Annotated in this window: 25 protein-coding genes; 19 read left to right on the forward strand and 6 right to left on the reverse strand. The window is 61.0% G+C overall.

From position 1 onward, the window contains the following. Positions 1-16 precede the first annotated feature (16 nt). Positions 17-322: an ArsR/SmtB family transcription factor gene (locus tag KCX70_RS17860; RefSeq protein ID WP_212618315.1), complete on the forward strand. Its 306-nt coding sequence runs from the start codon at positions 17-19 to the stop codon at positions 320-322. Between the two features lie 283 nt (positions 323-605). After that, positions 606-893, forward strand: coding sequence for an NTP transferase domain-containing protein (locus KCX70_RS17865; protein WP_249121662.1), 288 nt, complete (start codon positions 606-608; stop codon positions 891-893). A gap of 611 nt (positions 894-1504) precedes the next feature. Here the strand turns inward: KCX70_RS17865 and KCX70_RS17870 are convergent. Next, positions 1505-1873, reverse strand: a complete 369-nt coding sequence (locus tag KCX70_RS17870; RefSeq protein ID WP_212618316.1) for a hypothetical protein — start codon at positions 1871-1873, stop codon at positions 1505-1507. A gap of 392 nt (positions 1874-2265) precedes the next feature. Here KCX70_RS17870 and KCX70_RS17875 point away from each other — a divergent pair, with 392 nt between their 5' ends. The 3 genes from KCX70_RS17875 (at position 2266) to KCX70_RS17885 (ending at position 6767) form a co-directional block, all read left to right on the forward strand. Continuing rightward, on the forward strand, positions 2266-4002 hold the full coding sequence (locus tag KCX70_RS17875; protein ID WP_212618317.1) for a tannase/feruloyl esterase family alpha/beta hydrolase: 1737 nt from the start codon (positions 2266-2268) through the stop codon (positions 4000-4002). A gap of 153 nt (positions 4003-4155) precedes the next feature. Next, positions 4156-5493 carry an MFS transporter gene (locus KCX70_RS17880; protein ID WP_212618318.1) on the forward strand — a complete coding sequence of 446 codons (1338 nt, stop codon included), beginning with the start codon at positions 4156-4158 and terminating at the stop codon, positions 5491-5493. Positions 5494-5510: 17 nt separating this feature from the next. Continuing rightward, positions 5511-6767, forward strand: coding sequence for a gallate dioxygenase (locus tag KCX70_RS17885; RefSeq protein WP_212618319.1), 1257 nt, complete (start codon positions 5511-5513; stop codon positions 6765-6767). Positions 6768-6858: 91 nt separating this feature from the next. Here the strand turns inward: KCX70_RS17885 and KCX70_RS17890 are convergent, their stop codons facing one another. Next, on the reverse strand, positions 6859-8076 hold the full coding sequence (locus KCX70_RS17890) for a LysR family transcriptional regulator (RefSeq protein ID WP_212618320.1): 1218 nt from the start codon (positions 8074-8076) through the stop codon (positions 6859-6861). A gap of 156 nt (positions 8077-8232) precedes the next feature. Here KCX70_RS17890 and galB point away from each other — a divergent pair, with 156 nt between their 5' ends. From galB to KCX70_RS17960, 14 genes are all read left to right on the forward strand, one after another. Next, positions 8233-8967 carry a 4-oxalmesaconate hydratase gene (galB, locus tag KCX70_RS17895; protein ID WP_212618321.1) on the forward strand — a complete coding sequence of 245 codons (735 nt, stop codon included), beginning with the start codon at positions 8233-8235 and terminating at the stop codon, positions 8965-8967. Beyond that, on the forward strand, positions 8964-9680 hold the full coding sequence (locus KCX70_RS17900) for a 4-carboxy-4-hydroxy-2-oxoadipate aldolase/oxaloacetate decarboxylase (protein ID WP_212618322.1): 717 nt from the start codon (positions 8964-8966) through the stop codon (positions 9678-9680). The genes galB and KCX70_RS17900 overlap by 4 nt, the downstream gene beginning before the upstream one ends. Before the next feature lies 1 nt (position 9681). After that, positions 9682-10776: a 4-oxalomesaconate tautomerase gene (locus KCX70_RS17905; RefSeq protein ID WP_212618323.1), complete on the forward strand. Its 1095-nt coding sequence runs from the start codon at positions 9682-9684 to the stop codon at positions 10774-10776. Positions 10777-10799: 23 nt separating this feature from the next. Then, positions 10800-11690 (forward strand): NAD(P)-dependent oxidoreductase, encoded by an 891-nt coding sequence (locus KCX70_RS17910; RefSeq protein ID WP_102846542.1) that lies wholly within the window; start codon positions 10800-10802, stop codon positions 11688-11690. A gap of 345 nt (positions 11691-12035) precedes the next feature. Beyond that, entirely contained in the window at positions 12036-13082 is a 1047-nt protein-coding gene (locus tag KCX70_RS17915) for a TRAP transporter substrate-binding protein (protein ID WP_102846543.1), read from the forward strand. A gap of 211 nt (positions 13083-13293) precedes the next feature. Continuing rightward, complete coding sequence (locus KCX70_RS17920; protein WP_212618324.1) at positions 13294-14355, forward strand: TRAP transporter substrate-binding protein; 1062 nt, start codon at positions 13294-13296, stop codon at positions 14353-14355. Positions 14356-14404: 49 nt separating this feature from the next. Continuing rightward, on the forward strand, positions 14405-14932 hold the full coding sequence (locus KCX70_RS17925; RefSeq protein WP_212618325.1) for a TRAP transporter small permease: 528 nt from the start codon (positions 14405-14407) through the stop codon (positions 14930-14932). Beyond that, positions 14929-16251: a TRAP transporter large permease gene (locus KCX70_RS17930; RefSeq protein WP_102846546.1), complete on the forward strand. Its 1323-nt coding sequence runs from the start codon at positions 14929-14931 to the stop codon at positions 16249-16251. Before KCX70_RS17925 ends, KCX70_RS17930 begins: the two co-directional genes overlap by 4 nt. A 111-nt stretch (positions 16252-16362) precedes the next feature. Next, positions 16363-17628 carry an OprD family porin gene (locus tag KCX70_RS17935; RefSeq protein ID WP_102846547.1) on the forward strand — a complete coding sequence of 422 codons (1266 nt, stop codon included), beginning with the start codon at positions 16363-16365 and terminating at the stop codon, positions 17626-17628. Between the two features lie 323 nt (positions 17629-17951). Further along, entirely contained in the window at positions 17952-18398 is a 447-nt protein-coding gene (gene aroQ, locus KCX70_RS17940; protein WP_102846548.1) for a type II 3-dehydroquinate dehydratase, read from the forward strand. Continuing rightward, positions 18395-19252, forward strand: a complete 858-nt coding sequence (locus tag KCX70_RS17945) for a shikimate dehydrogenase (protein WP_102846549.1) — start codon at positions 18395-18397, stop codon at positions 19250-19252. The genes aroQ and KCX70_RS17945 overlap by 4 nt, the downstream gene beginning before the upstream one ends. A 70-nt stretch (positions 19253-19322) precedes the next feature. After that, complete coding sequence (locus KCX70_RS17950) at positions 19323-19865, forward strand: TRAP transporter small permease (protein ID WP_212618326.1); 543 nt, start codon at positions 19323-19325, stop codon at positions 19863-19865. Beyond that, the gene (locus tag KCX70_RS17955) at positions 19862-21142 is read left to right on the forward strand and encodes a TRAP transporter large permease subunit (RefSeq protein WP_212618327.1); all 1281 of its coding nucleotides are present in this window, start codon (positions 19862-19864) and stop codon (positions 21140-21142) included. The genes KCX70_RS17950 and KCX70_RS17955 overlap by 4 nt, the downstream gene beginning before the upstream one ends. Positions 21143-21186: 44 nt before the next feature. Continuing rightward, positions 21187-22191 (forward strand): TRAP transporter substrate-binding protein, encoded by a 1005-nt coding sequence (locus KCX70_RS17960; protein ID WP_212618328.1) that lies wholly within the window; start codon positions 21187-21189, stop codon positions 22189-22191. Positions 22192-22284: 93 nt separating this feature from the next. Here the strand turns inward: KCX70_RS17960 and KCX70_RS17965 are convergent, their stop codons facing one another. From KCX70_RS17965 to KCX70_RS17980, 4 genes are all read right to left on the reverse strand, one after another. Further along, positions 22285-22944: a TetR family transcriptional regulator gene (locus KCX70_RS17965; RefSeq protein WP_102846731.1), complete on the reverse strand. Its 660-nt coding sequence runs from the start codon at positions 22942-22944 to the stop codon at positions 22285-22287. Between the two features lie 75 nt (positions 22945-23019). Beyond that, positions 23020-24912: a 3-dehydroshikimate dehydratase QuiC gene (gene quiC / locus KCX70_RS17970; protein ID WP_212618329.1), complete on the reverse strand. Its 1893-nt coding sequence runs from the start codon at positions 24910-24912 to the stop codon at positions 23020-23022. 256 nt (positions 24913-25168) lie between these two features. Continuing rightward, positions 25169-25567, reverse strand: coding sequence for a 4-carboxymuconolactone decarboxylase (pcaC, locus tag KCX70_RS17975; protein WP_102846554.1), 399 nt, complete (start codon positions 25565-25567; stop codon positions 25169-25171). Positions 25568-25604: 37 nt separating this feature from the next. Continuing rightward, positions 25605-26948, reverse strand: coding sequence for a 3-carboxy-cis,cis-muconate cycloisomerase (locus tag KCX70_RS17980; RefSeq protein ID WP_212618330.1), 1344 nt, complete (start codon positions 26946-26948; stop codon positions 25605-25607). Positions 26949-26968 lie beyond the last annotated feature (20 nt).

Genomic DNA, 26968 nt, shown 5'->3' on the forward strand with positions numbered 1-26968 from the left:
AGGTCTCAAAAAATTCATGACTATTGACGTCAACGAAGCCCTGAAAGCATTGGCGAACCCGACGCGCCTTGCCATCCTCAATTGGCTCAAGGATCCCAGGACAGTCTTTCCCGAGCAGCAAGTCGACCCAGAAACGGTAGGCGTGTGCGTCAGTATCATCCAAGAGCGCACGGGCCTCTCTCAGTCAACGACATCGCTTTATCTCGCAGCTCTACAGCGCGCGCAATTGGTGACATCGCAGCGGATCGGCCCCTGGACCTACTACAAACGCCACGATGAGAATATTGATGCCTTCTTCAAGGCGCTGCAAGAAAGAATCTAGGGCTGCACACCCTTGTATTTCTGATTGATTTCAGTCTTTGCCGATGTCAAAAACAGCAATCTGACTAAATAACGATCAGATCATCCGAAGCTTCGAGTGATCGAACAGCATTACCAGTGATGCGGTGCGCGGAAAGAAGGCTCCTATAGCAAAACTGCCACTTGACAACGCTGAAACCAGGGGCTGAATACGCAAAAGACAGCACACTCCAGAGAGGGACGCGAAGCCCTTCAAGTGCTCTTCTACGGCCAACCTTCTTTAGGGGGCAGCATAGATTTTCAACATGACAGAACCGCGCCATAACCCTGAGTGTATCGGCCTGGTACTCGCCGCCGGCACCGGGCAGCGCTTCGGCAGCGACAAACGCTGCGCCAAGCTGGCCGACGGCAACAGCCTGCTACGCGCAACAGTGCTGCGCACGCAAGAAGTCTTCAGCGATGTTCGAGTCGTGCTAAAAGCCGAGGACGATGTCCAGGCCCTACTCGCCAATGCATGCAAAACCGCTCTCACAGATAGGTTAATGCCATGCTTGACAAGACTCGAAAGGTTCATATACTCGCGCTCACTGTGAGCAATCCAACAAATCAAAATTTCTTGCACAATGCGCTGAAGCCTTGATTTGGCCGGGATATTGAAGTTTGGGATTCAAATCCCCCCGGCTCCACCAATTCGAAACACTTAAACCCCTGATTTTCCTAGTGAATTTCGGGGGTTTTTGCTTTCTGGGATAGCGGTGTCGAATGAGTACCGACGCTACGCTGTTTTGGGTCGAGCACCGGCCCGAAACGAATAGCCTCCTGATCCGGCGCCAGATGCGCATACCGCATCGTCATGACCAGGCTCGAATGGCCCAGGATTCTGCAGCGTCAGGATGTTCCCGCCGTTCTGGATGAAGTGGCTGCCGAAGAATGCCGCAGCGCATGGGCGGCCTGCCCTCTCGGTAGCCGGGTCGTTGTCCTGGCGAGCGCTCGGCGGAACGAGGTGATCGAATGCATGAACGGGCTATGCTCCCTCCAGTGCTTCACAATCCGCTTCTCCAGTTCGGCACAGATCGCACTTTTCGCTTTTTGTCCCGCTGAACGTGATGACCCATTACGAGCACTGGTCGGCTTCAACTTTTCCGCCTCGGACCATCGAGCATCGGTCGCCAAGCAAATCAGCACAACCGGTTCGACATGAGGGTTATCGCAGCCACTGCAGATCGAATCGAGCAGCTCGGCAATCTGGCAGTTCGTCAGCCAGGAAAGCTCTCTTTCCTGGATCTTCAATGGCTTTACTTTGACGCTTCAGCGCCGCCTCGGAGACGATCAGCATGGCGCTGGCGTCGCAGGTCTTGCTCGACACCGCTGCGGCCATACGGTCACAGCCGAACAGAACATCCCGTTCAGCCATCTTCGCCAGGGTCGTCGGGCGGTGTTTCGTCGTGCTCGACCCAGCCAGCGGTCGCGAGTGAAGCGGCCCTTGGCGATGGCCACGCAGGGCGCGCTGGTGCGACTCCAGCGCATAGGCCTCCAGCGCCTCGCGTGACAACAGCCAATTTCCGGCGATCATTTGTGCCGTCTTGAACTGGTTGGCGGCTGCGCGCCGTGGCGTCGCACCCAGCCCTCGGAGCCGAAGAACGGATCGGTGAAACCGAGCGGCTCGGCGGCAGTGATGCCGAAGAGATCGAAATCTGCGTCATGGTCTGCACCCCGCCAGAGACGCCGCTTGGCCGAGCCGGCGCCAAATTACAGAACCGCAATCTCCCCGGATGGTTGCGTTTTTTTGCCTCGCGCTCGCACGTATCGAGTACCGCCCCAAGGGCAACACGCCCCCCGACATTCGCACCTCACCTGCCTGGCTCGGCATAAACAGATCGGATATGCGCTTAACCATTTCCCAGCATCCGGCGATCCGTTACGACCTAAAGTGAGCCAACCCCAACAAGAAGAAGAGGTGGCGTTATGAGACTCCCACTGGTAAGCGGAGCGTTGCTACTAGCCCTGATCGCAGGCCCCGTGCTGGCTGCAGGACAAACGGATCTAAAACGGTCGGATTACCACGATAAACACGGACAGCCAGTACAGCCACAGGTAGTCGGGCCCGTCGCGTCCTGCTCATCACTGTCCGGGGTCGATCTGACATCGATCGGCGGCGCCGGCAGCCGAGTAGTGACGGCCAAACAGCAGGTGAACGATGACGGCGTCGCGGTCTGCGCAGTCGCGGGTGTGCTAGCACCGAGTATCGGCTTCCAGGTGGAGCTGCCAACTCGGACCTGGACCCAGCGTTACTTGCAGGTGGGCTGCGGTGGGTTGTGTGGAAGCATCTCGCTCGATGCGCCTGCCGCCAATGGCTGCGTCCCGCTGCACGACGGCCGTTTCGTCGTAGCGAGTACCGACATGGGCCACCAAGGCAACGGCGGCGCGTTTGGCAGCGATCCGCAAAAGCGCGCCGACTTCGCCTATCGTGGCGTACACCTGACAGCGTTGGCGTCGAAAGCGTTGATCGAAGCTTTCTACGGCCAGCAACCTGAATACTCGTATTTCTCCGGCTGCTCTGACGGCGGTCGCGAAGCGCTGGTGGAAGCCCAGCGCTATCCCGACGACTTCAACGGCATCGTCGCCGGTGCGCCGGCAATGAATTTTCAAGTGCAGAACTCCCTGCTTCACGGCTGGCAGGCGCAGGTCAACAAGGCGCCCGATGGCCGAGCCGTGCTGGTCGCCTCGCGCCTACCCGTGCTGCATAAGGCGGTGCTGGCCCAATGCGATGGATTGGACGGGCAAACCGATGGCCTGCTAAGCGATCCGCGAATCTGCGAATTCGACCCTGCCACGATCCAGTGCGCGTCGGATGAGGACAGCAGCCAATGCCTGACCACAGCGGAAGTCCGAACTGCTCGGCTTATCTACCAAGGGCCTCGGGATGCCGAGACCGGCGAACGACTCGCAGTTGGCGGACCACAGCCCGGCTCCGAGCTCGCCTGGTCTGGCGTGTTCGTCCCGGAGACCGTAGACGATCCGCTTTTCAGCGAAACCATTGCCCTCGACGCCCTTCGCTATCTTGTATTCGAAGCGGCACCGCAACCGGCTTATACCCTTGATCAATTGGCCTTCAATGCCGAAACCTTCGACCGGCTGCGTGCTCGCCATCCACTGTTCGACGCGACCAATCCCGACCTTTCAGCCTTCGCGCGCAAGGGCGGCAAGTTGATTCTGTGGCATGGCTGGTCGGACCAGCACATCTCGCCGATCAACACCATTGCCTACCACGAAGCCGTGCAACGCTACATGGGTGAACGTCAGGCCAATCGATTTGAGCGTCTTTATTTGGTGCCCGGGATGTACCACTGCAGCGGGGGCGAAGGCCCTAGCGAAATGGACCTGCTATCTCCCGTGATGCGGTGGGTCGAGTCCGGTTGGGCTCCTGACGAGATCATCGTCCACAAGGCTAGCGCTGAAGCTGATGAAGGTATGACCGCAGCCACGAGCGGCAAGAACGCCGGCGACAGGCACGGCAAAAAACCGGTGTCCGTTGCAGAAGGCATGCCGGTCTACCCGTATCCTTACGTGGCTCGCTACGCAGGTCGCGGCAACTCGCACAACGGCGGTGCCTACAAGCGTGGCGCGCCGCTGACCAACGCCCTGACACCGGACTGGCGAGGCACCGGTTTCTACGCGCCATACCAGCCGCGCGAGCTGTGAACCCACCCCGGTAATCCTATAAATAAAACGGATGCCCGCTTAACGATTTACCAGACGCATATTCACCTCGGTGCGCTTACAGTCAGGGCACCAAGAACGGGGGAGTCCGGAAACGGACTCCCTCTTTTTCTACAAAAATAAAAGGTGAGTGCTATGGGCAATACCACAGTCGATGTGAAGACGTGGATTGATGATCGACCCGTGTCCCGCTATCAATGGCTGATTCTCGGTCTATGTTTTCTGATCGTCGTGTTCGACGGTTTCGATGTCGCCGTAATGGGCTTCATTGCCCCCTCGCTGATGCAGGAGTGGGGCCTTTCACGCGCCGCGTTCGGTCCGGTAATGAGCGCCGGCATGGTCGGGCTGGCCATCGGCGCATTAGCCGCCGGTCCGTACGCCGACCGCTTCGGCCGCAAGACCGTGCTGCTGACTGCGGTCACGATCTTCAGTGTGCTCAGCTTGGCCTGCGCCTTTGCGCGCAACCCTTTCGAGCTGGCCGGCCTGCGGCTAGTCATTGGCATCGCGCTGGGCGCCGCACTGCCGAACACCACGACGCTGCTATCGGAGTACCTGCCGGCTGGCAAGCGCGCGCTGCTGATCACATTGATGTTTACCGGTTTCAATCTGGGTTCCGGCTGCGGCGGCTTTCTGGCGGCCTACCTGATTCCTCACCATGGCTGGCAAGCCGTTCTGGCCGCAGGCGGCGTTCTGCCGTTGCTGCTGTTGCCCTTGCTGTGGCTTTATCTGCCCGAATCGGCGCGTTTCCTCGCGTCGAAGCAAGCACCGGCACATCGTATCGCCGCGGTATTGAACAAGCTTGGCGGGCAATTCAGTGCCTCGACCCGCTTCATCACCACCGATTCCAACGCCCCGACTAAACAGCCGGTACGCATGCTGTTCAGCGAAAAATATCGTTTCGGCACTCTGGCGCTGTGGCTGACCTATTTCATGGGGCTGTTGGTCATTTACCTGATGATGGGCTGGCTACCGACCCTGCTGCGTGACGGCGGCGTCTCCATCGAACGCGCTGCGACCATCACTGGGCTGTTCCAGATCGGCGGCACCGTCGGTGCCCTGATGGTCGGCTGGCTGATGGACCGTCGCAACCCCAACCGCGTCATCGCCGGCTCCTATGCACTCGGCGGGGTGGCCATTCTGTTACTCGGCGCTTTCAGCCTGGAATCCAGCCTGTTGACCCTCGGCGTTATGGCCGCTGGCTTCTGTATGAGCGGTGCGCAGACCGGGCTCAACGCCTTCGCCCCGGCCTACTATCCGACCGCGTTCCGCGCTACCGGCGTGAGCTGGATGCTGGGGATCGGCCGATTTGGCGCAATTTTCGGTTCGCTCGTCGGCGGCATTGTCCTAAGCCTCGGCCTGGGCCTGCCCACCCTCTTCGCCCTGCTGGGACTGCCAGCATTCATCGCGGCCTTGGCGATCCTCGCCAACGGCCATGCCGCACGCCAAGCCAACCGCGCCGTTGCGGCGCACTGAAAACTAGGACCGACCTCATGGCACGCATCATCGGCGGACTCGCCGTCTCGCATACCCCCACCATTGGCTTCGCCGTGGATCATGACAAAAAGGAAGACGCGGCCTGGGCGCCTATCTTCGAGAGCTTCGAGCCGATCAAACAATGGCTGAGCGAGAAGAAGCCCGACGTCCTGTTCTACATCTTCAACGACCACGTCACTTCGTTCTTCTTCGACCACTATGGGGCCTTCTCCCTGGGCGTCGACGAGCACTACGATGTGGCCGACGAAGGTGGTCACGCTCGCGACCTCCCGGGCATTGGCGGTCACGCCGCGCTATCGCGACACATCGGCCACAGCCTGATGGCCGACGAATTCGACATGAGCTTCTTCCGCGACAAGCCGCTGGACCACGGTTTCTTCTCTCCAATGTCGGCGCTGCTGCCGCACGATGGCGGCTGGCCGGTGGAGATCGTCCCGCTGCAGGTCGGCGTGCTGCAATTCCCGATTCCCAGCGCGGCGCGCTGCTACAAGCTGGGCCTGGCGCTGCGCAAGGCCATCGAAAGCTACCCCGAAGACCTCAAAGTGGCGATCGTCGCCACCGGAGGCCAGTCGCATCAGGTGCATGGCGAGCGCTGCGGCTTCAACAACACCGAGTGGGACGCGCAGTTTACCGACCTGCTGATGAATGACCCGGTCAAGCTGACCGAGATGACCGTGGCCGAATACGCCACCCTCGGCGGACTGGAAGGGTCCGAGGTGATCACCTGGCTGATCATGCGCGGCGCGCTGTCGGCGCAGGTCAAGAAGCTGCACCACGGCTACTACTTGCCCTCAATGACCGCGATCTGCACGCTGCTGCTGGAAAACCAGGACCAGCCGCTGCCGGTCGCCGCCATCGAACGCCACCGGGCACACATGCAGTATCAACTAGCCGGTGTCGAACAGCTCGAAGGCACCTACCCCTTCGACCTCGCCCGCAGCGCCAAGGGCTACCGGCTGAACAAATTCCTGCGGCGGATGATCGAGCCGAGCTGGCGCGAGCGCTTCCTCAGCGAGCCCGAAGCCCTGTTCGAGGAAGCCGGCCTGACCGAGGAAGAACGCGACATGCTGCGCCGCCGCGACTGGCGTGCGCTGATCCAGTACGGCGCGATCTTCTTCGGGCTGGAAAAGCTCGGCGCCGTGGTCGGGATCTCCAACCTGCACATCTACTCCGCCATGCGCGGGCAGACGCTCGAAGAGTTCCAGAAGACCCGCAACCAGCAGGTCACCTACGGCGTCGCGCGCAAGCGTTGATCGTCGACCACGGCGCGGCCGTAGCCAGCCCAAGTTGTAAGCTGACTGACCGGGAAAATCATGGTTGCGCCAGCGACTCAGCCAGCCGGTGTTACGTCGGTACCTGGCGTTTCTGACTGTCGAGTATGACCTGGCGGATCTGCTCCATCAGCGCTGCCGCCGGTGGCGAATGCAGACCGCCGGCCCGGTAGATAAGGCCGATGGGACGGGTAGTGTGTCGCAGCGGCAGCGGCAACGGCTGCAGTTCGCCCGAATCGATTTCATGTTCGAGCTGGTGTGCCGATACCGCCGCAAGCATGTCCGACTGCAGCAGCAGCCCGCGAATCAGCGCCAAGTCACCCGTCTCTACCACCGGCTTGGGGGGGGCGATGCCCAGTTCGGCAAAACTGGCGTCCAGTTTGGCGCGCGCGGGAGTCGAAGCCCGCGGCAACACCCAGCGCGCCTGCGCTAGATCCTGCGCGGACAGTGGGTGCGCCGCCAGCGCGTGGTCTCGCCGCGCCAGCACCACCATGTCCTCGACGAGCAGCTGCTCACCATGCAGATCACTGGCGTAATTGGACGGACGCAAGGCGCCGAGCACGAAATCCAAATCGCCGGAGCGCAGCTCGGTGGCCAATAAATCGAACGGGCTTTCGTTGGTCACCACCTGCACGCCAGGGTGCGAAGCGGTAAGCCGGACAATAGCTTCGGGCAGGATGCGCGTGCGCCCCAGAGGCAGCGCGCCGACATGAATGGCGCCGTGCAACGCGCCGTGCAGGGCGGCGAGGTCGGCATCGATCCGTCGCAGTTCGTTCAGCGCCCGGCGCACCGGAAAAAGAATTTCGAGGCTGGCACGGGTTGGCTGCAGACCGCGTGGCGTGCGTTCGAAGAGCCGCCTGCCGCAGCCATCTTCGAGCACCTTGAGCGCAGCGCTTACCGCTGGCTGGCTGAGCCCGAACAGGTTGGCGACCGTTTGCATGTGGTGGGTTTCGCAGAGCTTGATAAAAAACTGCAGACGCCGCGTCTGGTAGAGATAAAGCGGCTCACTGGTCTGACTGGCGTCACGCCCGAGTAACAGCGGCACGCTTTCCAGCTCCGCCAGCACGCGCCGTGCGCGCGGTAATACACGAGCTCCGGGATCGGTCAAACGCATACCATTGGCATGCCTCTCGAACAGCGGCACGGCCAGTCGCTTCTCAAGGTCGGCGATGGCTCGGGTCACCACCGACTGCGCGCGATAGAGGATGGCTGAAGCCCTGGACACACTGCCTTCGTCGGCTACCCGCACAAAGGCGCGCATCTGCATAAGGTTCGGAAGATCGTGATTCATGGCACTCCAAGGTTCCAGGCCAACGGACTGCAGCACTATGGCCGTCATACCTGAACGGGGCAATAAGTAAAACGTATGGCGTGCGGGCTGGATTGCATTTCAAAGGGCAGACCGGCAAGTGACATCCTTTGCGCATCAAAAGAGGAGCCATTCAGCATGTCGCAACAACAAAAAACCGCCCTCGTCGTCAGCGCTCATTCGGCTGATTTCGTCTGGCGTGCCGGCGGCGCCATCGCCCAGCACGTCAAGCTGGGTTATGCGGTCCATATCGTCTGCCTGTCGTTCGGCGAGCGCGGCGAGTCGGCGAAGCTTTGGCGTAAGGGTGAGATGACCGAAGAGAAGGTCAAGACCGCTCGCCGCAGCGAAGCCGAGGCGGCCGCCGAAGTGCTGGGTGCCAGCGTGGAGTTCTTCGACATCGGTGACTACCCAATGCGCGCCGACACCGACACGCTGTTCCGCCTGGCCGACGTGTTCCGCCGCGTACAGCCGGAGTTCGTGCTCAGCCACTCGATCAAGGACCCGTACAACTACGATCACCCGCTGGCCATGAACCTGACCCAGGAGGCGCGCATCGTCGCCCAGGCCGAGGGGCACAAGCCGGGCGAGAAGATCGTCGGCGCGCCGCCGGTGTATGCCTTCGAGCCGCACCAGCCGGAGCAGTGCGAATGGCGTCCGGACACCTTCCTCGACATCACCGACGTCTGGGACAAGAAGTACGCCGCCATCCAGTGCATGGCCGGCCAGGAACACCTGTGGGAGTACTACACCCGTGTCGCCCTGCAGCGCGGTGTGCAGGCCAAGCGCAATATCGGCATTACCGCAAACAAGAACATCATTTACGCGGAAGGCTTCCAGAGCGTCTTCCCGCGCGTGACGGAGAACCTGGGATGAGCAGTTTCGTGGGCAAAACGGGCATCGTCGTGCGCAAGGTCGAGCGCGCCGAGCGCAACCTTATCGACGAGCTCGGCCGCTACGGTGTCGCCACCGTCCACGAGGCCCAGGGCCGAAAGGGCCTGCTCGCCTCGTACATTCGTCCGATCCAGCAGAGCGTTTCACTGGCCGGCTCGGCCATTACCGTACTGGTCGCACCCGGCGACAACTGGATGTTCCACGTCGCCGTCGAGCAGTGCCGCCCTGGCGACCTGCTGATCGTGGCGCCGAGTTCGCCGTGCACCGATGGCTACTTCGGTGATCTGCTGGCCACCTCGCTGAAAGCCCGCGCCGTCCGCGCCCTCGTCATCGACGCCGGCGTGCGCGACACCCATACCCTGCGCGAGATGGGCTTTCCCGTGTGGTCGGCGGCGGTTAACGCGCAGGGCACAGTCAAGGAAACCCTCGGCTCAGTGAACCTGCCGCTGATCTGCGGTGGCCAGTTGATCAACCCGGGGGACGTAGTGGTAGCCGACGATGACGGCGTGGTCGTGGTCCGCCGCGGCGAAGTCGCACAGGTGGTCGAGGCGACGCGCAAGCGCGCCGACGCCGAGGAAGCCAAGCGCATCCGCCTGTCCAAAGGCGAGCTCGGCCTGGACATTTACAACATGCGTCCGCGCCTGGCGGAAAAGGGCCTGCGCTATGTCGATTCCCTCGAAGAGCTGGACGACTGACATGCGTCAGACCCGCATCCCCTGTTTGCAGATGCGGGGAGGCACCTCCAAGGGTGCCTACTTCCTCGCATCCGACCTGCCAGAAGACGCGGCGCTGCGCGATGCCGTCCTGCTCGCGGTCATGGGTTCGCCCGACCCGCGGCAGATCGACGGCATCGGCGGCGCCGACTCGCTGACCAGCAAGGTCGCCATCATCCGCCCCTCCCGGCGCAACGACGCCGACGTCGACTACCTGTTCGCCCAGGTGGTGGTCGCCGAGCCGCGCGTGGACTACGGCCAGAACTGCGGCAACATTCTCGCCGGCGTCGGCCCCTTCGCCATAGAACGCGGCCTGGTTCCGGTGGGCGGCGACGAGACGCCGGTGCGCATCTTCATGGAAAACACCGGGCAGATCGCCGTGGCTTACGTGCCGACCCCGGACGGTACCGTGCGCTACGATGGCGATACCCGCATCGATGGCGTGCCTGGCTGCGCCGCGCCGCTGGTGATCGAGTTCGAGGATGTTGCCGGGGCCAGCTGCGGCGCCCTGCTCCCAACCGGCAACGCCACCGATACCTTCGACGGCGTCGAAGTGACCTGCATCGACAACGGCATGCCGGTGGTCCTGCTGCGTGCCGAAGACCTCGGCATCACCGGCTACGAGACGCCCGAGGCGCTGAACGCCAACGCCGAACTCAAGACCCGGCTGGAATCGATTCGCCTGCAGGCCGGCCCACGCATGAACCTGGGCGACGTGGCCGCGCGCACCGTACCGAAGATGTGCCTGATCGCGCCGCCACGCGAAGGCAGCGCGCTCAGCACCCGCACCTTTATCCCGCACCGCTGCCATGCTTCCATCGGCGTGTTCGGTGCAGTCAGCGCGGCCAGCGCCTGCCTCGTTGAGGGCTCGGTCACGGCAGGCCTGGCGCAGGTCGGCACCGGCGATGTGCAACGGCTCTCGGTCGAGCACCCCACCGGCGAATTTACCGTCGAACTGCGCCTGCAGGCAGGCCAACTGGCCGGCTGCGGCCTGATCCGCACCGCCCGGTTGCTGTTCGACGGTTTCGTCTACGTTCCGGGCGTAGTCTGGTCCGGCCCCGAACGCGCCGGTCGGTAACAAGTGAACTGAGGAGGCAGCGTATGCAGCTCCATACCATCGGCCTGATCGGCTTCGGCGAAGCCGGCGGCATTCTCGCCCAGGACCTGGCCGTGCAAGGCGTCGCGGTGCAGGTCTACGACAGCCTACTGGACGATCCGCACGGTCGCGCCTCGCTGCAGGCCAAGATAGCGGTCATGCCGACCCGGCTGTGCGAGAGCACCGCCGAGGCCGTGCGGGGCGTGCCGCTGGTGATCTCCGCGGTCACCGCTGGCAACGCCCTGGCCGTCGCGAAGGCCGCAGCCACGGCGATGCAACCAGGCCAGCTGTTCATGGACATCAACTCGGTCGCGCCGGGCACGAAGCAGGCCGCGTCCGAAGCCATCGTTGCCAGCGGTGCCAGCTACATTGATGCCGCGGTGATGGCACCGGTGCCGCCGCAGCGGCTTAAAACGCCGGTGTTGCTCGGCGGCAGCGCAGCCGTTGAGCTTTCGGCAGCACTCAACGCGCTCGGTTTCGCCACCCGCGTGGTGTCGGAACAGGTCGGCGTCGCTTCGGCGATCAAGATGTGCCGCAGCGTAATGATCAAGGGCCTCGAAGCGCTGACCACCGAAAGCCTGCGCACCGCGCGCCACTATGGTGCCGAGGCCGAAGTGCTGGCCTCGCTACACAAGAGCTTCCCGTCGATGGGCTGGGACGGCGAGCTGCCGCACTACCTGATCAGCCGTGTTGCCGAACATGGCGGCCGGCGCGCCGAGGAGATGGAAGAAGTGGCAGAAACCGTGCGTATGGCAGGCGTCGAGCCTGACATGAGCGCGGCAACCGTGCGCGTCCAGCGAGGCCTAGTCGACGCCATCGCCAAGCAGGGCCTGCGCTACGCCGATCTCGAGCCATTCAGCTGGCTGCAGCTGGCGGATCGTCTGCGCAACGACTAGCCAGCTTCTCCCCCGAGGCCATCCGATGACACCCGCGGTTCTCGCGGGTGTTCGCGCTTTCACCACCGACACAATCCCCGCCTGCCGAACCACGACGCTTGCGGATGCGCGAGCCGCTGCCGCTGCCGCTGCCGCCGCAACAAGCTGTCCATAAACAATACGCATGGCTCCGAAGCCCTAATGCATTGTTCGAGCGCAAAACCAGCGTGCCACCATCTGTCTCGACAAGGAGTGCCATGCCGGCCACTCCCGCAATAGGGACTGATAGCCAGACTCCTGCATAACTTGTCTGAAATGCGCACCTGCAGCTAGCACAGCTGACTACAACAACAAAAGGAAAACGCAATGACTAAATGGTCAAAAAGACTGCTCGCCCTGATTGTCATCGCCAGCCTGGATCAGGCCGTACAGGCTGCCGATGCGGAAGTCGTGCTCAAGGTCCATCACCAGCTTCCTGCCCATTCGGTGACCCAGGCCGACCTGCTCGAGCCGTGGGCGAAAAAGATCACGCAGGAATCCGATGGTCGCATACAGTTCCAGTTCTACCCCTCGATGCAGCTCGGCGGCACCCCACCGCAGCTGGTCGACCAGGTACGTGATGGCGTAGCCGACATCATCTGGGCCCTGCCCGGCTACAACAGCGGTCGCTTCCCGCTGATCTCGGCTTTCGAACAGCCCTTCATGAGCACCTCCGCCGAAGCCACCAGCCAGGCCATGTGGGCGTTCATCCAGAAGCACGGCCAGAAGGAATTCGACGGCATGCACCTGCTGGCCACCCACGTGACCGATGGCGCGCTGGTCCATACCACCGACAAGCCGATCAAGAAAATGTCGGATTTTCGCGGCAAGAAGATCCGCGCCGCCAACCGCACCTCGACCAAGCTGATCAGCCTCCTGGGCGGCACTCCGGTGGCGATGCCCGTCCCTCAGATCCCCGAAGCCTTGTCCAAGGGTGTGGTCGACGGAGCCATCGTGCCCTGGGACGTGGTGCCGGCGCTCAAGCTGCACGAGCTGGTCAACTACCACACCGAGATGGCGCCTGGTGAGCCTGCGCTGATGTATACCGCGGTGATCATTGCCATGAACTCGGCGACCTACGACAAGCTCCCGGCTGATCTGAAGAAGATCATCGATGACAACAGCGGCATGACGCTCTCGCGCCAGGCTGGGCACCTGTTCGATACCCAGGTCGTCGAAACCGGTCATGCGCTTGCGAAGAAGGAAGCCAACGAAATCTACGTGCTGCCGAAAGAAGAGCAGCAGAAGTGGATGAAGGTCGCCTCCCGACTGGACAAGGACTGGATCGAAGAAGTGGAAGACAAGGGCTACGACAACGGTGCCGCCCTGCTTGAGGACGCGCGCGAGCTGATCAAGAAATACAGCAAACCGTAAATCCCGAGGCAGGACGCCCCGTAATCACGCTGTGGCTTAAGCGAAGCGGCATGGATGCCGTTCGATAATCGCACAGTAAGCGGTGCAGCCGATTGATTGGGCGGGCCTTAGCTTGCACGATCCATCGGCGAAACGAACATCGGTCTCAGGCGAGCTCGGCCGCCTAAGACACGCCGTTCGACAATAACAATGAATAAGAAAGGACTACCCCATGCTCAAGCTCCCGAAGACCCTGCTGTCCGCCATTGCGCTCGGCTCCCTGTTGCTCAACGGTGCGGCACAGGCCGCCGAGCCGGTGGTCACCCTGAAACTGGCGCACTTTCTGCCCGCGCATTCGGTAACCCAGGCGCAGTTTCTCGAGCCTTGGGCAAAGCGCATCACCGCACAGTCCGATGGCCGCATCCAGTTCCAGTTCTATCCCTCGATGCAGCTCGGCGGCACCCCGCCGCAGCTGGTCGATCAGGTACGCGACGGCGTGGCCGACATCGTCTGGACGCTGCCGGGTTACAGCAGCGGCCGTTTCCCGCTGACCGCCGCGTTCGAGCTGCCCTTCATGAGCAGCTCCTCAGAGGCCAGCAGCCAGGCCATGTGGGACTTCATCCAGAAGCATGGACAGGAGGAATACGCCGACATGCATCTGCTGGCGGCGCATCTGACCGACGGCGCCCTGGTGCACACCACCGGCAAGCCGATCCACACGCTGAAGGACTTCCGCGGGCAGAAGCTGCGCGCAGCCAATCGCACAGCGGCCAAGACCATCGGCCTGCTTGGCGCCACACCTGTCGCCATGCCGGTTCCGCAGGTTCCGGAAGCCTTGTCCAAGGGCGTCGTGGATGGCGCGGTACTGCCCTGGGATGTCGTGCCCGCGCTGAAGCTGCACGAGCTGGTCAAGTACCACACCGAGACTGCGCCGGGTACGCCAGCGCTGATGCACACCGCGCTGATCGTGGCGATGAACAAAGACACCTACAACAACCTGCCCGATGACCTGAAAAAGATCATCGATGAGAACAGCGGCCGCGAGCTGTCGCGTGAAGCGGGGCATATCTGGGACAACCAGGTCGTCGAGACGGGCCACAAGCTCGCCCAATCGCGCAACAACGAAGTCTACGTACTGCCCGCCGAGGAACAGGCCAAATGGGTGAAAGCTACCAGCCGGGTCAGCGATGACTGGGTCAAGCAAGTCGAAGACAAGGGCTACGAGAACGGCGAAGCATTGCTCGAGGATGCCCGTCAGCTGATTGAGCACTACAACGCCCAGCTAAAGCGCTGAACGAAAAAACAGGCAGTACCGACCGCGGTGCTGCCCCGGAGATAAACCCATGAGTGAACCCGTAGTCCAGGCTGCCCAGGCGCCTGCGGATCCCCTTGGCCGATGGCTTGACCGACTGTCGCGCCTGCTGGCCATGATCGGTGGCCTGTTGCTGGTCGCAATGACCCTGATGGCCACCTACAGCATCGCTATGCGCGCCCTGTTCGACGAACCGCTGCTGGGCGACGTCGAGCTGGTGCAGATGGGCTGCGGTATCGCCATCGTGTTCTTCCTGCCGCTGTGCCAGCTGCGCCGAGGCAATGTCATTGTCGACGTCTTTACGCTGCATGCGCCCGAACGTGTACGTAATGGGCTTGATGCCCTCGGCGGCGTGCTGATGGCACTCGCCTCGGCGCTGCTGGCCTGGCGCTCGGCCGTCGGGACGGGAGATGCGTTCGGTACGGGCGAGGAGTCGATCATCATGGGGCTACCGATCTGGTGGTCGATGCTCGCCTTCGCCCCTGGTTTTGCGTTGCTTGCGTTGGTGTCGGTGTACACCGCCTGGCAGGATTTTCGTGGTGAGGGCAAGCCCGCATGAGCAGTGTTGAAATCGGCGGGCTGTTTCTCGCCATCCTGATTGTCTTGTTGGTGATACGCATACCAATCGCCATTGCCATGCTTTTGACCGGCGTTGGCGGCTATGTGGCGATCAGCGGTTGGGCACCCTTGCTCAGCTACATCAAGACCGTCGCCTACGGGCGCTTTACCGTCTATGACCTTTCGGTGATTCCGCTCTTTCTGTTGATGGGCCAATTCGCCTCTCGCGGCGGCTTGGCGGCGGGCCTGTTCCGCTCCGCAGCCGCGATGATCGGTCACTGGCGCGGCGGCCTGGCCATGGCGGCAGTTGGCTCCTGTGCTGCTTTCGGCGCGGTCTGCGGCTCTTCGATTGCCACCGCAGCCACCATGGGCCAAGTCGCTCTGCCCGAGCTGAAGAAGTACAACTACTCCGGCTCACTCGCGGTGGGCAGCCTGGCCGCGGGCGGCACCCTGGGCATCCTCATTCCGCCTTCGGTGGTACTGGTGATCTACGCCATCCTCGCCCAGGAAAACATCTCATCGCTGTTCATGGCCGCCTTCATTCCGGGCGTACTGGCGGCGGTCGGTTATATGGCCGCAATCGCCGTCTATGTCCGCATGCACCCCGATGCCGGTCCCGCGCAGCCGAAGATGACCTGGCGCGAGCGCCTCGTGGCGCAAAAAGGCGTGTGGCCGGTCTTCCTGATCTTTCTGCTGGTGCTGGGCGGCATCTACAGCGGCTGGTTCACACCGACCGAGGCCGCAGCCATTGGCACTGTGGGCACCGGCATCTTCGCCGTCGTGCTGGGTGGTCTACGTTGGGCCGGCTTCAAGGAAGTGTTGTATGGCACCGCGGTAACTACCGGCATGATCTTCATGATCCTGCTCGGCGCCGACATCATGAACTCCTTCCTGGCTGTCTCCCAGCTGCCGGTGGCGCTGGCTGAAGCGATCACCAACAGCGGCGTCGGCCCGTTCGTTGTGCTGGCCGGCATCCTCATCCTGTACCTGATCCTCGGCTGTGTGATGGACACCATGTCGATGATTCTGCTGACCATCCCGATTTTCTTCCCACTGATAATGGGCCTGGACTTCTACGGCCTGGACCAGACGGAAAAGGCCATCTGGTTCGGCGTGCTCGCCTTGATGGTCGTCGAGATCGGCATGATTACCCCGCCGGTGGGCATGAACGTCTACGTCATCAGCAGCATGGCCCGCGATGTGAGCCTGCGCGATGCCTTCCGCGGCGTGGTGCCCTTTCTGCTCTCCGATATCCTTCGCGTGGTGATCCTAGTGCTCTTCCCCTCCATCACGCTCTGCCTGGTGCGGTGGCTGTCATGACACCGACTGGCTAAACAGATTGCCGCCAGCGGCGGCTGTATCACTCCCCTCGTTTCAACGCATCCGCAAAGGCGGAGGGGAGCCCTCAACCTTGAAAAAGGAATAACAACAATGAAGCACGTTTTCCACAACACCCAGGCAAGCCGCATCCTCGTACCGACACTGCTCGCCGCGACCATCGCCGCTCTCGCCCCGCTGAGCGCCAGCGCTGGAGGCTTCGTCGACGACACCAAGATCACCGTTAATGCGCGCAACTTCTACATCAACCGTGAGTTCCGCGACGACTCGATCACCAATCGCAGCAAGGCCGAGGAATGGACCCAAAGCTTCATCCTCAATATCCAGTCCGGCTACACGCCCGGCCCGGTAGGCTTCGGCGTCGACGTGCTCGCCGGCCTGGCAATCAAGCTCGATGGCGGCCGCGGAACCTACGGCACCGGCCTGTTGCCGCGCCATAGCGATGGCCGGCCGGCCGACGACTTCGGCCGCCTGGGCGTCGCCGCGAAAGCCAAATTCTCGAACACCGAGCTAAAGATTGGCGAAATGATGCCGGTGCTGCCGATCCTGCGTTCGGACGATGGCCGCTCGCTGCCGCAGACCTTCGAAGGCGGCATGATTACCTCCCGCGAGATCGACGGCCTGACCCTCAGCGGCGGTCAGTTCCGCCAGAACAGCCCGCGCGACGACGCCAGCATGGAAGACATGAGCTTTGGCGGTGGCGTCTCCGACCGCTTCAACTACATCGGCGGCGAATACGCCTTCAACGAAAAGCGCACCACCATCGGTTTGTGGGCTGCCGAGCTGAAGGATGTCTACGAGCAGCAGTACGTGCAGCTGTTGCACACCCAGCCGCTGAGTGCCGATCTGGCCCTGACCGCCAACCTGGGTTATTTCCAGGGCGACGAAGAAGGCAGCGCTCGGGCTGGCAATCTGGACAACAAGACCTACTCCGGTCTGTTCGGCCTCAAGGCCGGCGGCAACACATTCTATATCGGTCTGCAGAAAGTCAGCGGCGATACCTGGATGCGCGTCAACGGCACCAGCGGCGGCACCCTGGCCAACGACAGTTTCAACAACAGCTACGACAACGCCGGCGAGCGTTCCTGGCAAGTGCGCCACGACTACAACTTCGCCGCCATGGGCGTACCGGGTCTGACCCTGATGAACCGCTACATCAGCGGCGACAACATCCACACCGCGACCTTGGACGACGGCAAGGAATGGGGCCGCGAAACAGAACTGGCCTACACCATTCAGAACGGCCCGGCGAAGAACCTGAACATCAAGTGGCGTAATTCGAGCTTCCGCTCCGAGGTCAACACCCGTGACCTCGACGAGAACCGCCTGATCTTCAACTACCCGTTGTCGATCCTGTAACGGCTACACCGAAACGCTCCCGTTGTACGCGCCTCTCCTCGCGCGATGCTCTTGGCCCGTCGATGACGGGCCTTTTTTTTGCGAGCCAAACATGGCTCCACAACGTCGCGCAGAACCACGCCGTATTAGCACGCCTGGCAATAAGCCAACCAGAAGATCGGAACTAGACGACGCTATCGAGGGGAATACCGCATTCATCGTCACCACCTTAGTAGCCGATAATCGCCCAATTATTCAGGGTTTCAGCGCGATCCGATGATGTCCCGGTGGACGCCTAGCAAATAGCTGTATTAACTAGATAGTACATTTCTAGGGTGATCCAAATGCCAACAACCATCCTTGTTTTGAACGGCCCGAACTTGAACCTGCTTGGCATGCGCGAGCCAGCCACTTATGGTCATGAGACGCTCGATGACGTCGCCCAGCGTTGCCATGAAACAGCGGCAGCATGCGGACTAGAGGTCGACTTCTTCCAGACCAACCACGAAGGCGAGATGATCGATCGTATTCACCTGGCACGGGGCACCTGCGCGGGTATTTTGATCAATCCTGCCGCATGGACCCATACGTCGGTGGCGATCCGCGATGCACTTGCCGCGGTTGAGCTACCCGTCATCGAAGTGCATTTGTCCAACGTTCACAAGCGTGAAACATTCCGCCATCACTCCTTCGTCTCGCCCATCGCGGTCGGCGTGATTTGTGGCTTGGGCAGTCACGGTTACCGACTTGGCCTGGACCACTTCGCTCATCTACTGGGAGCGAAACCATGAATAACGCCGCTACTGATACGGTCCTCGCCGGGCTGATCGGCTCGGGTATCAAGGCCTCTCGCTCCCCTGCCCTACATGAGCACGAAGGCGACGCACAGGGTATGCGATACCTGTATCGCATCATCGACTTGGACGTGCTGGGCCTCGACCTGTCTGCACTGCCGAGTCTACTGGTGGCCGCCGAGCGCATGGGCTACACCGGCCTTAACATTACCTATCCGTGCAAACAGGCTGTCATCCCGCTGCTTGACGAGTTGTCCGACGAAGCCGCAAGTATTGGGGCAGTCAATACCATCGTGTTGCGCGATGGTCGACGGGTCGGTCATAACACCGACGCACTTGGCTTCGGTGAAGGGTTCCGCCGCGGTTTGCCGGGTGCCGCTCGCCGGCATGTGGTGCAGATGGGTGCAGGCGGTGCCGGAGCGGCGGTGGCGTATGCATTGCTCAGCCAAGGCGTCGAGCAACTGACACTGTTCGAAGTTGACCCGGCACGTGCGCAAGCGTTGACGGACAATCTTTCGCGCCACTTCGGCAGCGGCCGCGCCATAGTCGGTGAAGATCTGCCGGCGGCGATGGCGCGAGCTGACGGGCTGGTCAATACCACCCCCGTGGGCATGACGAAACTACCCGGCACGCCCGTACCAGCTGGCTTGCTGAGACCGTCGCTTTGGGTTTCTGAAATCGTCTACTTCCCGCTCGAAACTCAGCTTCTAAACGATGCTCGTGCACTCGGTTGCAGGACATTGGACGGCGGCGTCATGGCTGTGTTCCAGGCGGTCAAAGCCTTTGAATTGTTCAGCGGTAGACGGGCGAATGCCAACCGTATGCTGGAGCACTTCGCGAGCTTTTTTTGAAAGGGCGATGATGTCTACCAGCCGGCGGCGACGATGTATCCGATATATAAAAACAAAAGGTGCGTGCGAGATGAAATTACTCGTCGAATGGTACTTCCGGCTTCTGAAGCTACTGGTAGTCGGATGCATGGCAATCATGGTTGCGATGGTGTTTGGCAACGTAGTGCTGCGCTATGCGTTCAACTCCGGCATCAGTGTCAGCGAAGAGCTGTCCCGCTGGTGCTTTGTCTGGATGGTTTTCCTGGGCGCATTAATTGCGTTGCGCGAGCACGCCCATCTCGGGCTCGACAGCCTGGTCAAAAGATTGCCAGCGATTGGCCAACGGATCTGTCTAGTGATCGGTCATCTGTTCATGCTTTTGATCTGCTGGCTAATTACCAAAGGCAGTTGGGCGCAGGCGGTCATCAATATCGATGTCACCGCTCCGGCGTCAGGCCTATCGATGGCCTGTTTCTACGCCGCTGGCGTCGTATTTGGGGTCAGTGCCAGCGTGATTTTGTTGGCCGAGCTGATCCAGACACTGCGCGGCAGACTCAACGGCGACGGTCAGCACGACGCGCCCGCCGAGACCGAACACATGGTGCCTGCCGCCGACGCGGGGACCCAACCATGACCTTGCTCGTATTTCTCGGATCATTGTTAGGTGGCATGGCATTAGGCATCCCTATCGCGTTCGCGCTGTTGCTGGTTGGCGTCGCGTTGATGCTCTACCTCGGCTTGTTCGACGCACAGATCATTGCGCAGAACCTGCTCAACGGCGCGGATAGCTTTCCGTTGATGGCCGTTCCGTTCTTCATGCTTGCTGGCGAGATCATGAACGCTGGCGGTTTGTCGCGGCGTATCGTCAATATTGCGATGGCGCTGGTTGGCCACAAACGCGGCGGGCTCGGCTACGTCGCGATCATCGCATCATGCCTGCTCGCATCACTCTCCGGTTCAGCGGTTGCCGACGCTGCCGCCCTCGCCGCGCTGCTCGTGCCCATGATGGTCTCAGCCGGGCATAGCCGGCACCGTTCGGCTGGATTGATAGCCGCAGGGGGCATAATCGCGCCGATCATCCCGCCCAGCATCGGCTTCATCGTGTTCGGTGTCGCATCGGGCGTTTCCATTTCCAAGCTGTTCCTTGCCGGCATCATTCCTGGGCTGATGCTCGGCGGGGCACTGGCGATCGCCTGGTGGATCGTCTCCCGTCGTGAAGTTGTTGAGACGCCCTCCAAGCGGAGCCGTAAGGAAGTGCTCAAGGCCGTTACCGAGGGCAGCTGGGCCATGGGCCTTCCGGTGATCATCATTGTAGGCCTCAAGTTCGGCATCTTTACCCCGACAGAAGCAGCAGTTGTCGCGGCTGTTTATGCCCTTTTCGTGGCGGTCGTGGTGTATCGCGAGTTGAAGCTGACGGACCTGTACAAGGTGACCTTGTCGGCGGCTAGAACCACGTCGGTGGTGATGTTGTTGGTCGCCGCAGCTATGGTCTCGTCATGGCTAGTGACCATCGCCGACCTCCCCGGGCAGCTGTCAGACCTGCTGGAGCCCCTGATGGACAGCCCTACCCTGCTCTTGATCGCAGTTATGCTGGTGATCATCGCGGTCGGCACGGTGATGGACATGACCCCCACCATCCTGATCCTGACGCCCGTTTTGATGCCCGCCATTAAGCAGGCTGGGATCGACCCGGTGTATTTCGGTGTTCTGTTCTTGATCAACACGTCCATTGGTCTTATCACGCCGCCGGTGGGCACCGTTCTGAATGTGGTCTGCGGCGTCTCGAAACTCAAAATCGAAGAGATCGTGCGCGGCGTCGGCCCATTTCTCCTCGCCCAGCTTTTCGTGCTTCTGCTGCTCGTGCTGTTTCCAATACTGGTCACTGGCCCGATGAAGTTCCTCGCCGGCTAGCCGGCATCCCTGTGCTTCGCCCAACAACAACAATGGAGAGCCACATGAACAACTGGTTAAAAGCCCTTGCCGTCGCAATTTGCGCCTCAGGCCTTTCTGTGGGCAGCTTGCAGGCCCAAGCTGCGGACTACCGTGACCAAACGCTGCGTTTTGCCTTTCAGAACGTGAAGGATCATCCACAAGGTATGGGGGCGCAAAAGTTTGCAGAACTTGTGAATGAGAAATCAGCCGGCAAGATGAAGGTCCGTCTGTTTCCGGGCGGCACATTAGGCGGTGATCTCCAGACGGTCTCAGCACTGCAGGGTGGTACGCTCGACGTGACCGTACTCAACTCCGGAATCCTGGCTGCCCAGGTACCGGATTTCGCCCTGTTCGACTTCCCATTTCTGTTCGAGAACAGTGAGCAGGCCTACACGGTGATGGACGGTCCCGTAGGTCAAGAACTAGGCAAACGCCTTGAAAGCAAAGGGTTGGTTAGCCTCGGCTATTGGGACCTCGGCTTCCGTCAGGTGACGAATAACAGCCGTCCCATCACGGGCCCCAAAGACTTGGAAGGGCTTAAGATTCGAGTTATCCAATCGCCTATTTACCTTGAAACCTTCAAGGCGCTCGGTGCAAACCCGGTCCCGATGCCCTTCCCCGAGGTTTACACCGGCCTTGAGCAACGCACCGTCGACGGCCAGGAAAACCCGTATACGGTGATCGAGGGTAATAAGTTCAACGAGGTGCAGAAGTTCGTCTCAGCAACCAATCACATCTACAATCCGCAGTCGCTGATCATCGGCCAAAAAACCTGGGATCGCCTGAATGCCGATGAACAAGCGGTAGTTCGAGAAGCCGCGAAAGAAGCAACTCAGTATCAGCGCAAGATTACTCAGGAACGCCAAGGCCAAGCGCTGGACACGTTGAAGGAGGCGATGGTATTCAATGAAGTGGACAAAGCGGCTGTTGCCGCCTTCCGCGAGAAGGTCAAACCGGTAATTGAGCAGTTTTCCAAAAACATCGATCCGCAACTGCTGAAGTCACTGAACGAGGCAGTGGGTCAGTAACAGCCTTCGGCAATAAAAAGACGGGCCGAGTCCCGTCTTTTCATTGTTTAACCAATAACCGATACGCTCACCGGTTGCCTCGCAATTTCCCAGCTACGCCAGCACGTAACGGAGAACCGCGTCGCCGATCATCCGTTTGTGGCGCTCAAAAACAGCCGTTTCTGACAGGTCGATCTGGTAGATCGTCGAGAACGTATGCCGGTTGGAAACGCGAAAGAAGCAGAACGAGCTTATCAGCATGTGCAAATCAAGCGGGTCGATGTCTTGACGGAAAAGCCCGCCAGCCACGCCTCGGTCCAGAATCGATGAGATCGACGTCAGGACGGACTTGTTCAGCGCCGCAATCACCCGTGACTTGGCGATATGCGCGCCTTTGTGGATATTTTCGATGCTCACCACACGGATGAAGTCCACGTTACGATTGTGATGCTCGAATGTGAACTCGACGAGCCGTCGAATCGCTTCGTCAGGTGCCAGTTCGTCAAGCTTCAGGTCTTCTTCGGTGGCGCGTATGTCGCCATACAGCTTCTCTAGCACCGCCAAATAGAGCTGCTCCTTGCTACCGAAGTAATAATAGATCATCCGCTTGGATGTGCGGGTACGCTCGGCGATCGCATCTACGCGGGCGCCACTGAGCCCCTGCTCAGCAAACTCGGTAACCGCGGCGAGGAGGATTTCCTGGCGCGTCTTTTCTGGATTGTTCTTGCGTGGCTGGCGGGTTGTCAGCGCAGCTTCGGTAGACATGTCCGACATGTAAGGCTCGGTCGCTCGGCGGTTGCCGGAATTATCACGGTCGGCCGGAGAAATGTCACCGGCCATGCGCTTCGCTCAGGGGCGTGAGGCACGTCCAGCACGAGCTTGAGCCATCGCGGCAAGTCGCACAGCAACGTTGGCTGCACCGTACCCCACGTAGTCCTTGCGTTGCAGGATCTCGAAGAAGAAGCGGTCTTCGAATGGTTCGGTATATACATGGAAGAATTCGCCGCCCTGGGCATCGCGATCGTACAACACGTTGTAATACGCGAGCTGGCTGAGGAAGTCATCGTTGAAATCAAACCTGGCTGCGAGATCGTCGTAGTAGTTCATGGGGATTTCCAGCAAAGGAACGCCCGCATCCTTGACTCGACTGACCGCGGCAAAGATGTCGTCACAAGTAAAAGCGATGTGGTGTACACCCGAACCACGGTAATGCGAAAGTGCATGTGAGATTGCAGTGTTGCGGTTTTCCGAAATATTCAGGGGCAACCGTACGGTCCCGCAGCGACTGCGGATGGCACGGCTTTTAACTAACCCGTAAGGATCAGGCAATACAACCTCATCATCTGCTTCGAAGTCCAGTACGGTTTTATAGAACAGCACCCAGCTATCCAAACTCTCTGCTGGTAGCGCCATAGCGAGGTGGTCGATACGCAACAGTGGCCCGGCGTCCACTATAGGGCTCAGTTCGAAATCGGTTTCGTAGATATTGCCTGTCTCTGGCCCATCGTCTACCAGATACAGCAGGCTTCCGTCTGGCGCCCGTACTGCCGGGATTTCCCGCTCGTTAGGGCCAACAAGGCCTCGGTAAGGCTGGCCTCCGTACTGACGCGCGCGCTCAAGTGCCTCGCCGCTATCGCGCACCTTGAGAGCGGTTGCACACAGTGATGGGCCGTGCGCTTCCAGAAAACCATGGGCAAACGAGTACGGCTCGCTGTTGAGCACCAGGTTGATATTACCCTGACGGAACAAGCTGACCGATTTGCTGCGGTGTCGTCCTGCTTGGGAAAATCCTAATTTGCCGAGCAGCAATGACAAGCGCGCGCCTAGGGGCTCGTCGACAGCAAACTCCAAAAATTCAACACCCTGCATCGGCCCAGCGGCCGGCGGGCTAAATAGCGGCTGAGTGACGTCTTGATGCTGTTGGCGAAGGAGGTCCGCCGTTTTCTCTTCCAGATAACGCAAAGAGCGCAGCCCATCGACCGCATTCTGGCGAGGGGGCGCCGCCCGGAAACCATCGTTGAATACTTCCAGCGAAATCGGGCCCCGATACCCTGCACGCAGAATCGGTGCTAGAAAGCCAGGCAAGTCGAACTCGCCCTGGCCGGGGAAGCAGCGAAAATGACGGCTCCACTCAAGTACATCCATCGCAAGCAGCGGCGCATCGGCGAGCTGTACAAAGAAGATCTTTTCACCTGGAATGTCAGCGATGCCGCTCGGATCATCCTTCAGCGAAAGAGTGTGAAAGCTGTCGAGAAGCACACCCAGGTTGGGGTGATCCGCCTCGCGCACGATATCCCAGACCTGCCGCCAGGTTTTCACATGGCGCCCCCAGGCGAGCGCTTCATAACCGATCCGTAAATCGCGTGCCGCAGCGCGCTCGGCAAGCTGTTGCAAGTCGTCGACTAGAATGCTCGTGTCGCCTATCGAGTCAACGGCAACGTTGCTGCATACGAGCACCAGGTCGGTCCCCAGCTCCTGCATGAGATCAAATTTGCGCTCGGCACGCTCAAGATTGCGGCCGAGCCGATCACGACGACATCCCTCAAAGTCGCGAAAGGGCTGAAATAGCGACACTTCGAGACCGAGCTCGCGCGTCATCCGACCAACCTCGCGTGGGCTGGCGCCGTGGTACAGGAGGTCATTTTCGAAGATCTCAACCCCCTCGAACCCCGCCGCCGCGATGGCCTCAAGCTTCTCGGGTAGCGTGCCGCTGAGCGAGACGGTGGCAATGGAGCGCTTCATGAGGACCTCCTATGGATTCGGACGTTCGCATGATTATTGGAGCAGCGTTCGCAACAGGCAAGAAAATGTACTAACCAGTTACTTTAATCGGGCGATTATCGCCCACCGAGTAGCGAACACGGAAATGTCTATCCGGGGGGATATGAAGGTAGCCGGTTCAGGATTGTGACAGCGTGCCAAGCAGTAAATGAGCGCAATGTGGAGCGCATGCAGCTGACGCAACCCCAAGCAACTGACCTAGCCTGCGATGCTTTTTCTATTCCTGCTGCAGCGACTCAACCCCCATCTCGTCATATATTTCTTCAGCTAGGTGAAAAGTGGCGTTGGCGGCAGGAATACCGCAGTAGATGGCGCTCTGCAGCAGCACTTCCTTTATTTCGTCGCGGGTCACGCCATTGTTCTTTGCTGCACGCAGGTGCAGCTTCAGTTCGCCCTCGCGGTTCATGCCGATGAGCATCGCGATGGTGATCAGGCTGCGGGTATGCCGTGGCAGGCCGGGACGGGTCCAGATATCACCCCAGGCGTGACGGGTGATCATCTCCTGAAACTCTTCATTGAACGGGGTGATGTTGTTCAGGCTGCGCTCCACATGCGCATCGCCCAGCACCGCGCGGCGTACCTGCATGCCCGCTTCGTAACGTTCTTTCTCATCCATCGTTTGAGCTCCTGTCGTTGATTTCGCCCACTGGGCATTAGAGGTTGCGGTGTTCAGCCACAGCCCGCTCGACCCAGCGCTTCGCCTGGCCCAGGTAGCTCGCCGGATCGAGCAGGCGGTCCAGTTCGGCATCGTTGAACTGCTGGCGTATCTCGGCGGTTTCGCCCAGCACGCCGCGAAGGTGGCGGCCGTCGGCAACGGCGCGTTTGCAGCACTGTTCAACCAGATGATGGGCGGCGTCGCGGCCGATCCGTTGAGCAAGGGCGATACTTACGGCCTCAGCCATGACCAGGCCACGGGTCTGTTCAAGATTGGCGACCATTCGCTCCGGATCCACCTCCAGCCCGTCAACCGCCAGCAGCGCCTGCGCCAGCGAACCGGAGACCAGACAGCACAGCTCCGGCAGTGTTTCCCACTCCGCGTGCCAGAGCCCGAGGCTGCGCTCGTGTTCCTGAGCCATGGCGCTGAGCAGCGTGGCGACTAGCCCGGGCGCGCGCGTTGCTGCGCTGATCATCACGGCACTGCCGACCGGGTTGCGTTTGTGCGGCATGGTGGACGAGCCGCCCTTGCCCGGCGCAGAGGGCTCGAAGACCTCGCCGACGTCGGTCTGCATCAACAGCGACAGGTCACGGCCCATCTTGCCGAGGCTGCCGGCGATCATGCCCAGCAGCCCGGCGAACTCCACCAGCCGGTCGCGCTGGGTGTGCCAGGGTTGTTCGGGCAGGTTCAGCCGAAGCTCCTCGGCCAATGCCTCACTGACAGGCCAGGCCTGCTCACCAAGTGCGGCCAGCGACCCGGACGCGCCGCCGAACTGCAGGCAGAGCAGACGCGGTTCGATTTCTCGCAAGCGTTGGCGGTGCCGATCGACCGCGCCGAGCCAGCCGGCGATTTTCATACCCAGGGTCACCGGCGTGGCGTGCTGCAGCCAGGTACGCCCGACCATGGGTGTGCCCGCGTGCCGTTCGGCCTGTAGCGCCAGGCTGTCGCCCAGCCGAGCAAGGTCCTTGTCCAGCAACCCAACCGCCTGGCGCAGCTGCAATACCAGGCCGGTATCCATGGCGTCCTGGCTGGTCGCACCGAGATGCACGAATTTTTCAGCTTCGACGCTCGTTGCGGCGACGCGCTTGCCCAACGCCTTGGCCAGCGGAATGGCGGAGTTGCCTGCCGTGGCGATGGCCTGCGCCAGTATGACCGGGTCGTACAGTCCAGCGTTGCAAGCGGTCTCGATGGGCGCCACCGCCGATTGCGGAACTAAGCCACAGCGCGCTTCGGCACGCGCCAGCGCCGCTTCGAAATCGAGCATGCCCTGAAGGCGGCCATGGTCTGAAAACACCTGGCGCATGGGTGCGCTGGTGAAGTAGGCGTCGAACAGTTGGTTCATGCGTTTACTCCTGTGCCAAC

Origin of the sequence: Stutzerimonas stutzeri (assembly GCF_018138085.1) — a bacterium.
Lineage (GTDB): Bacteria > Pseudomonadota > Gammaproteobacteria > Pseudomonadales > Pseudomonadaceae > Stutzerimonas > Stutzerimonas stutzeri_AI.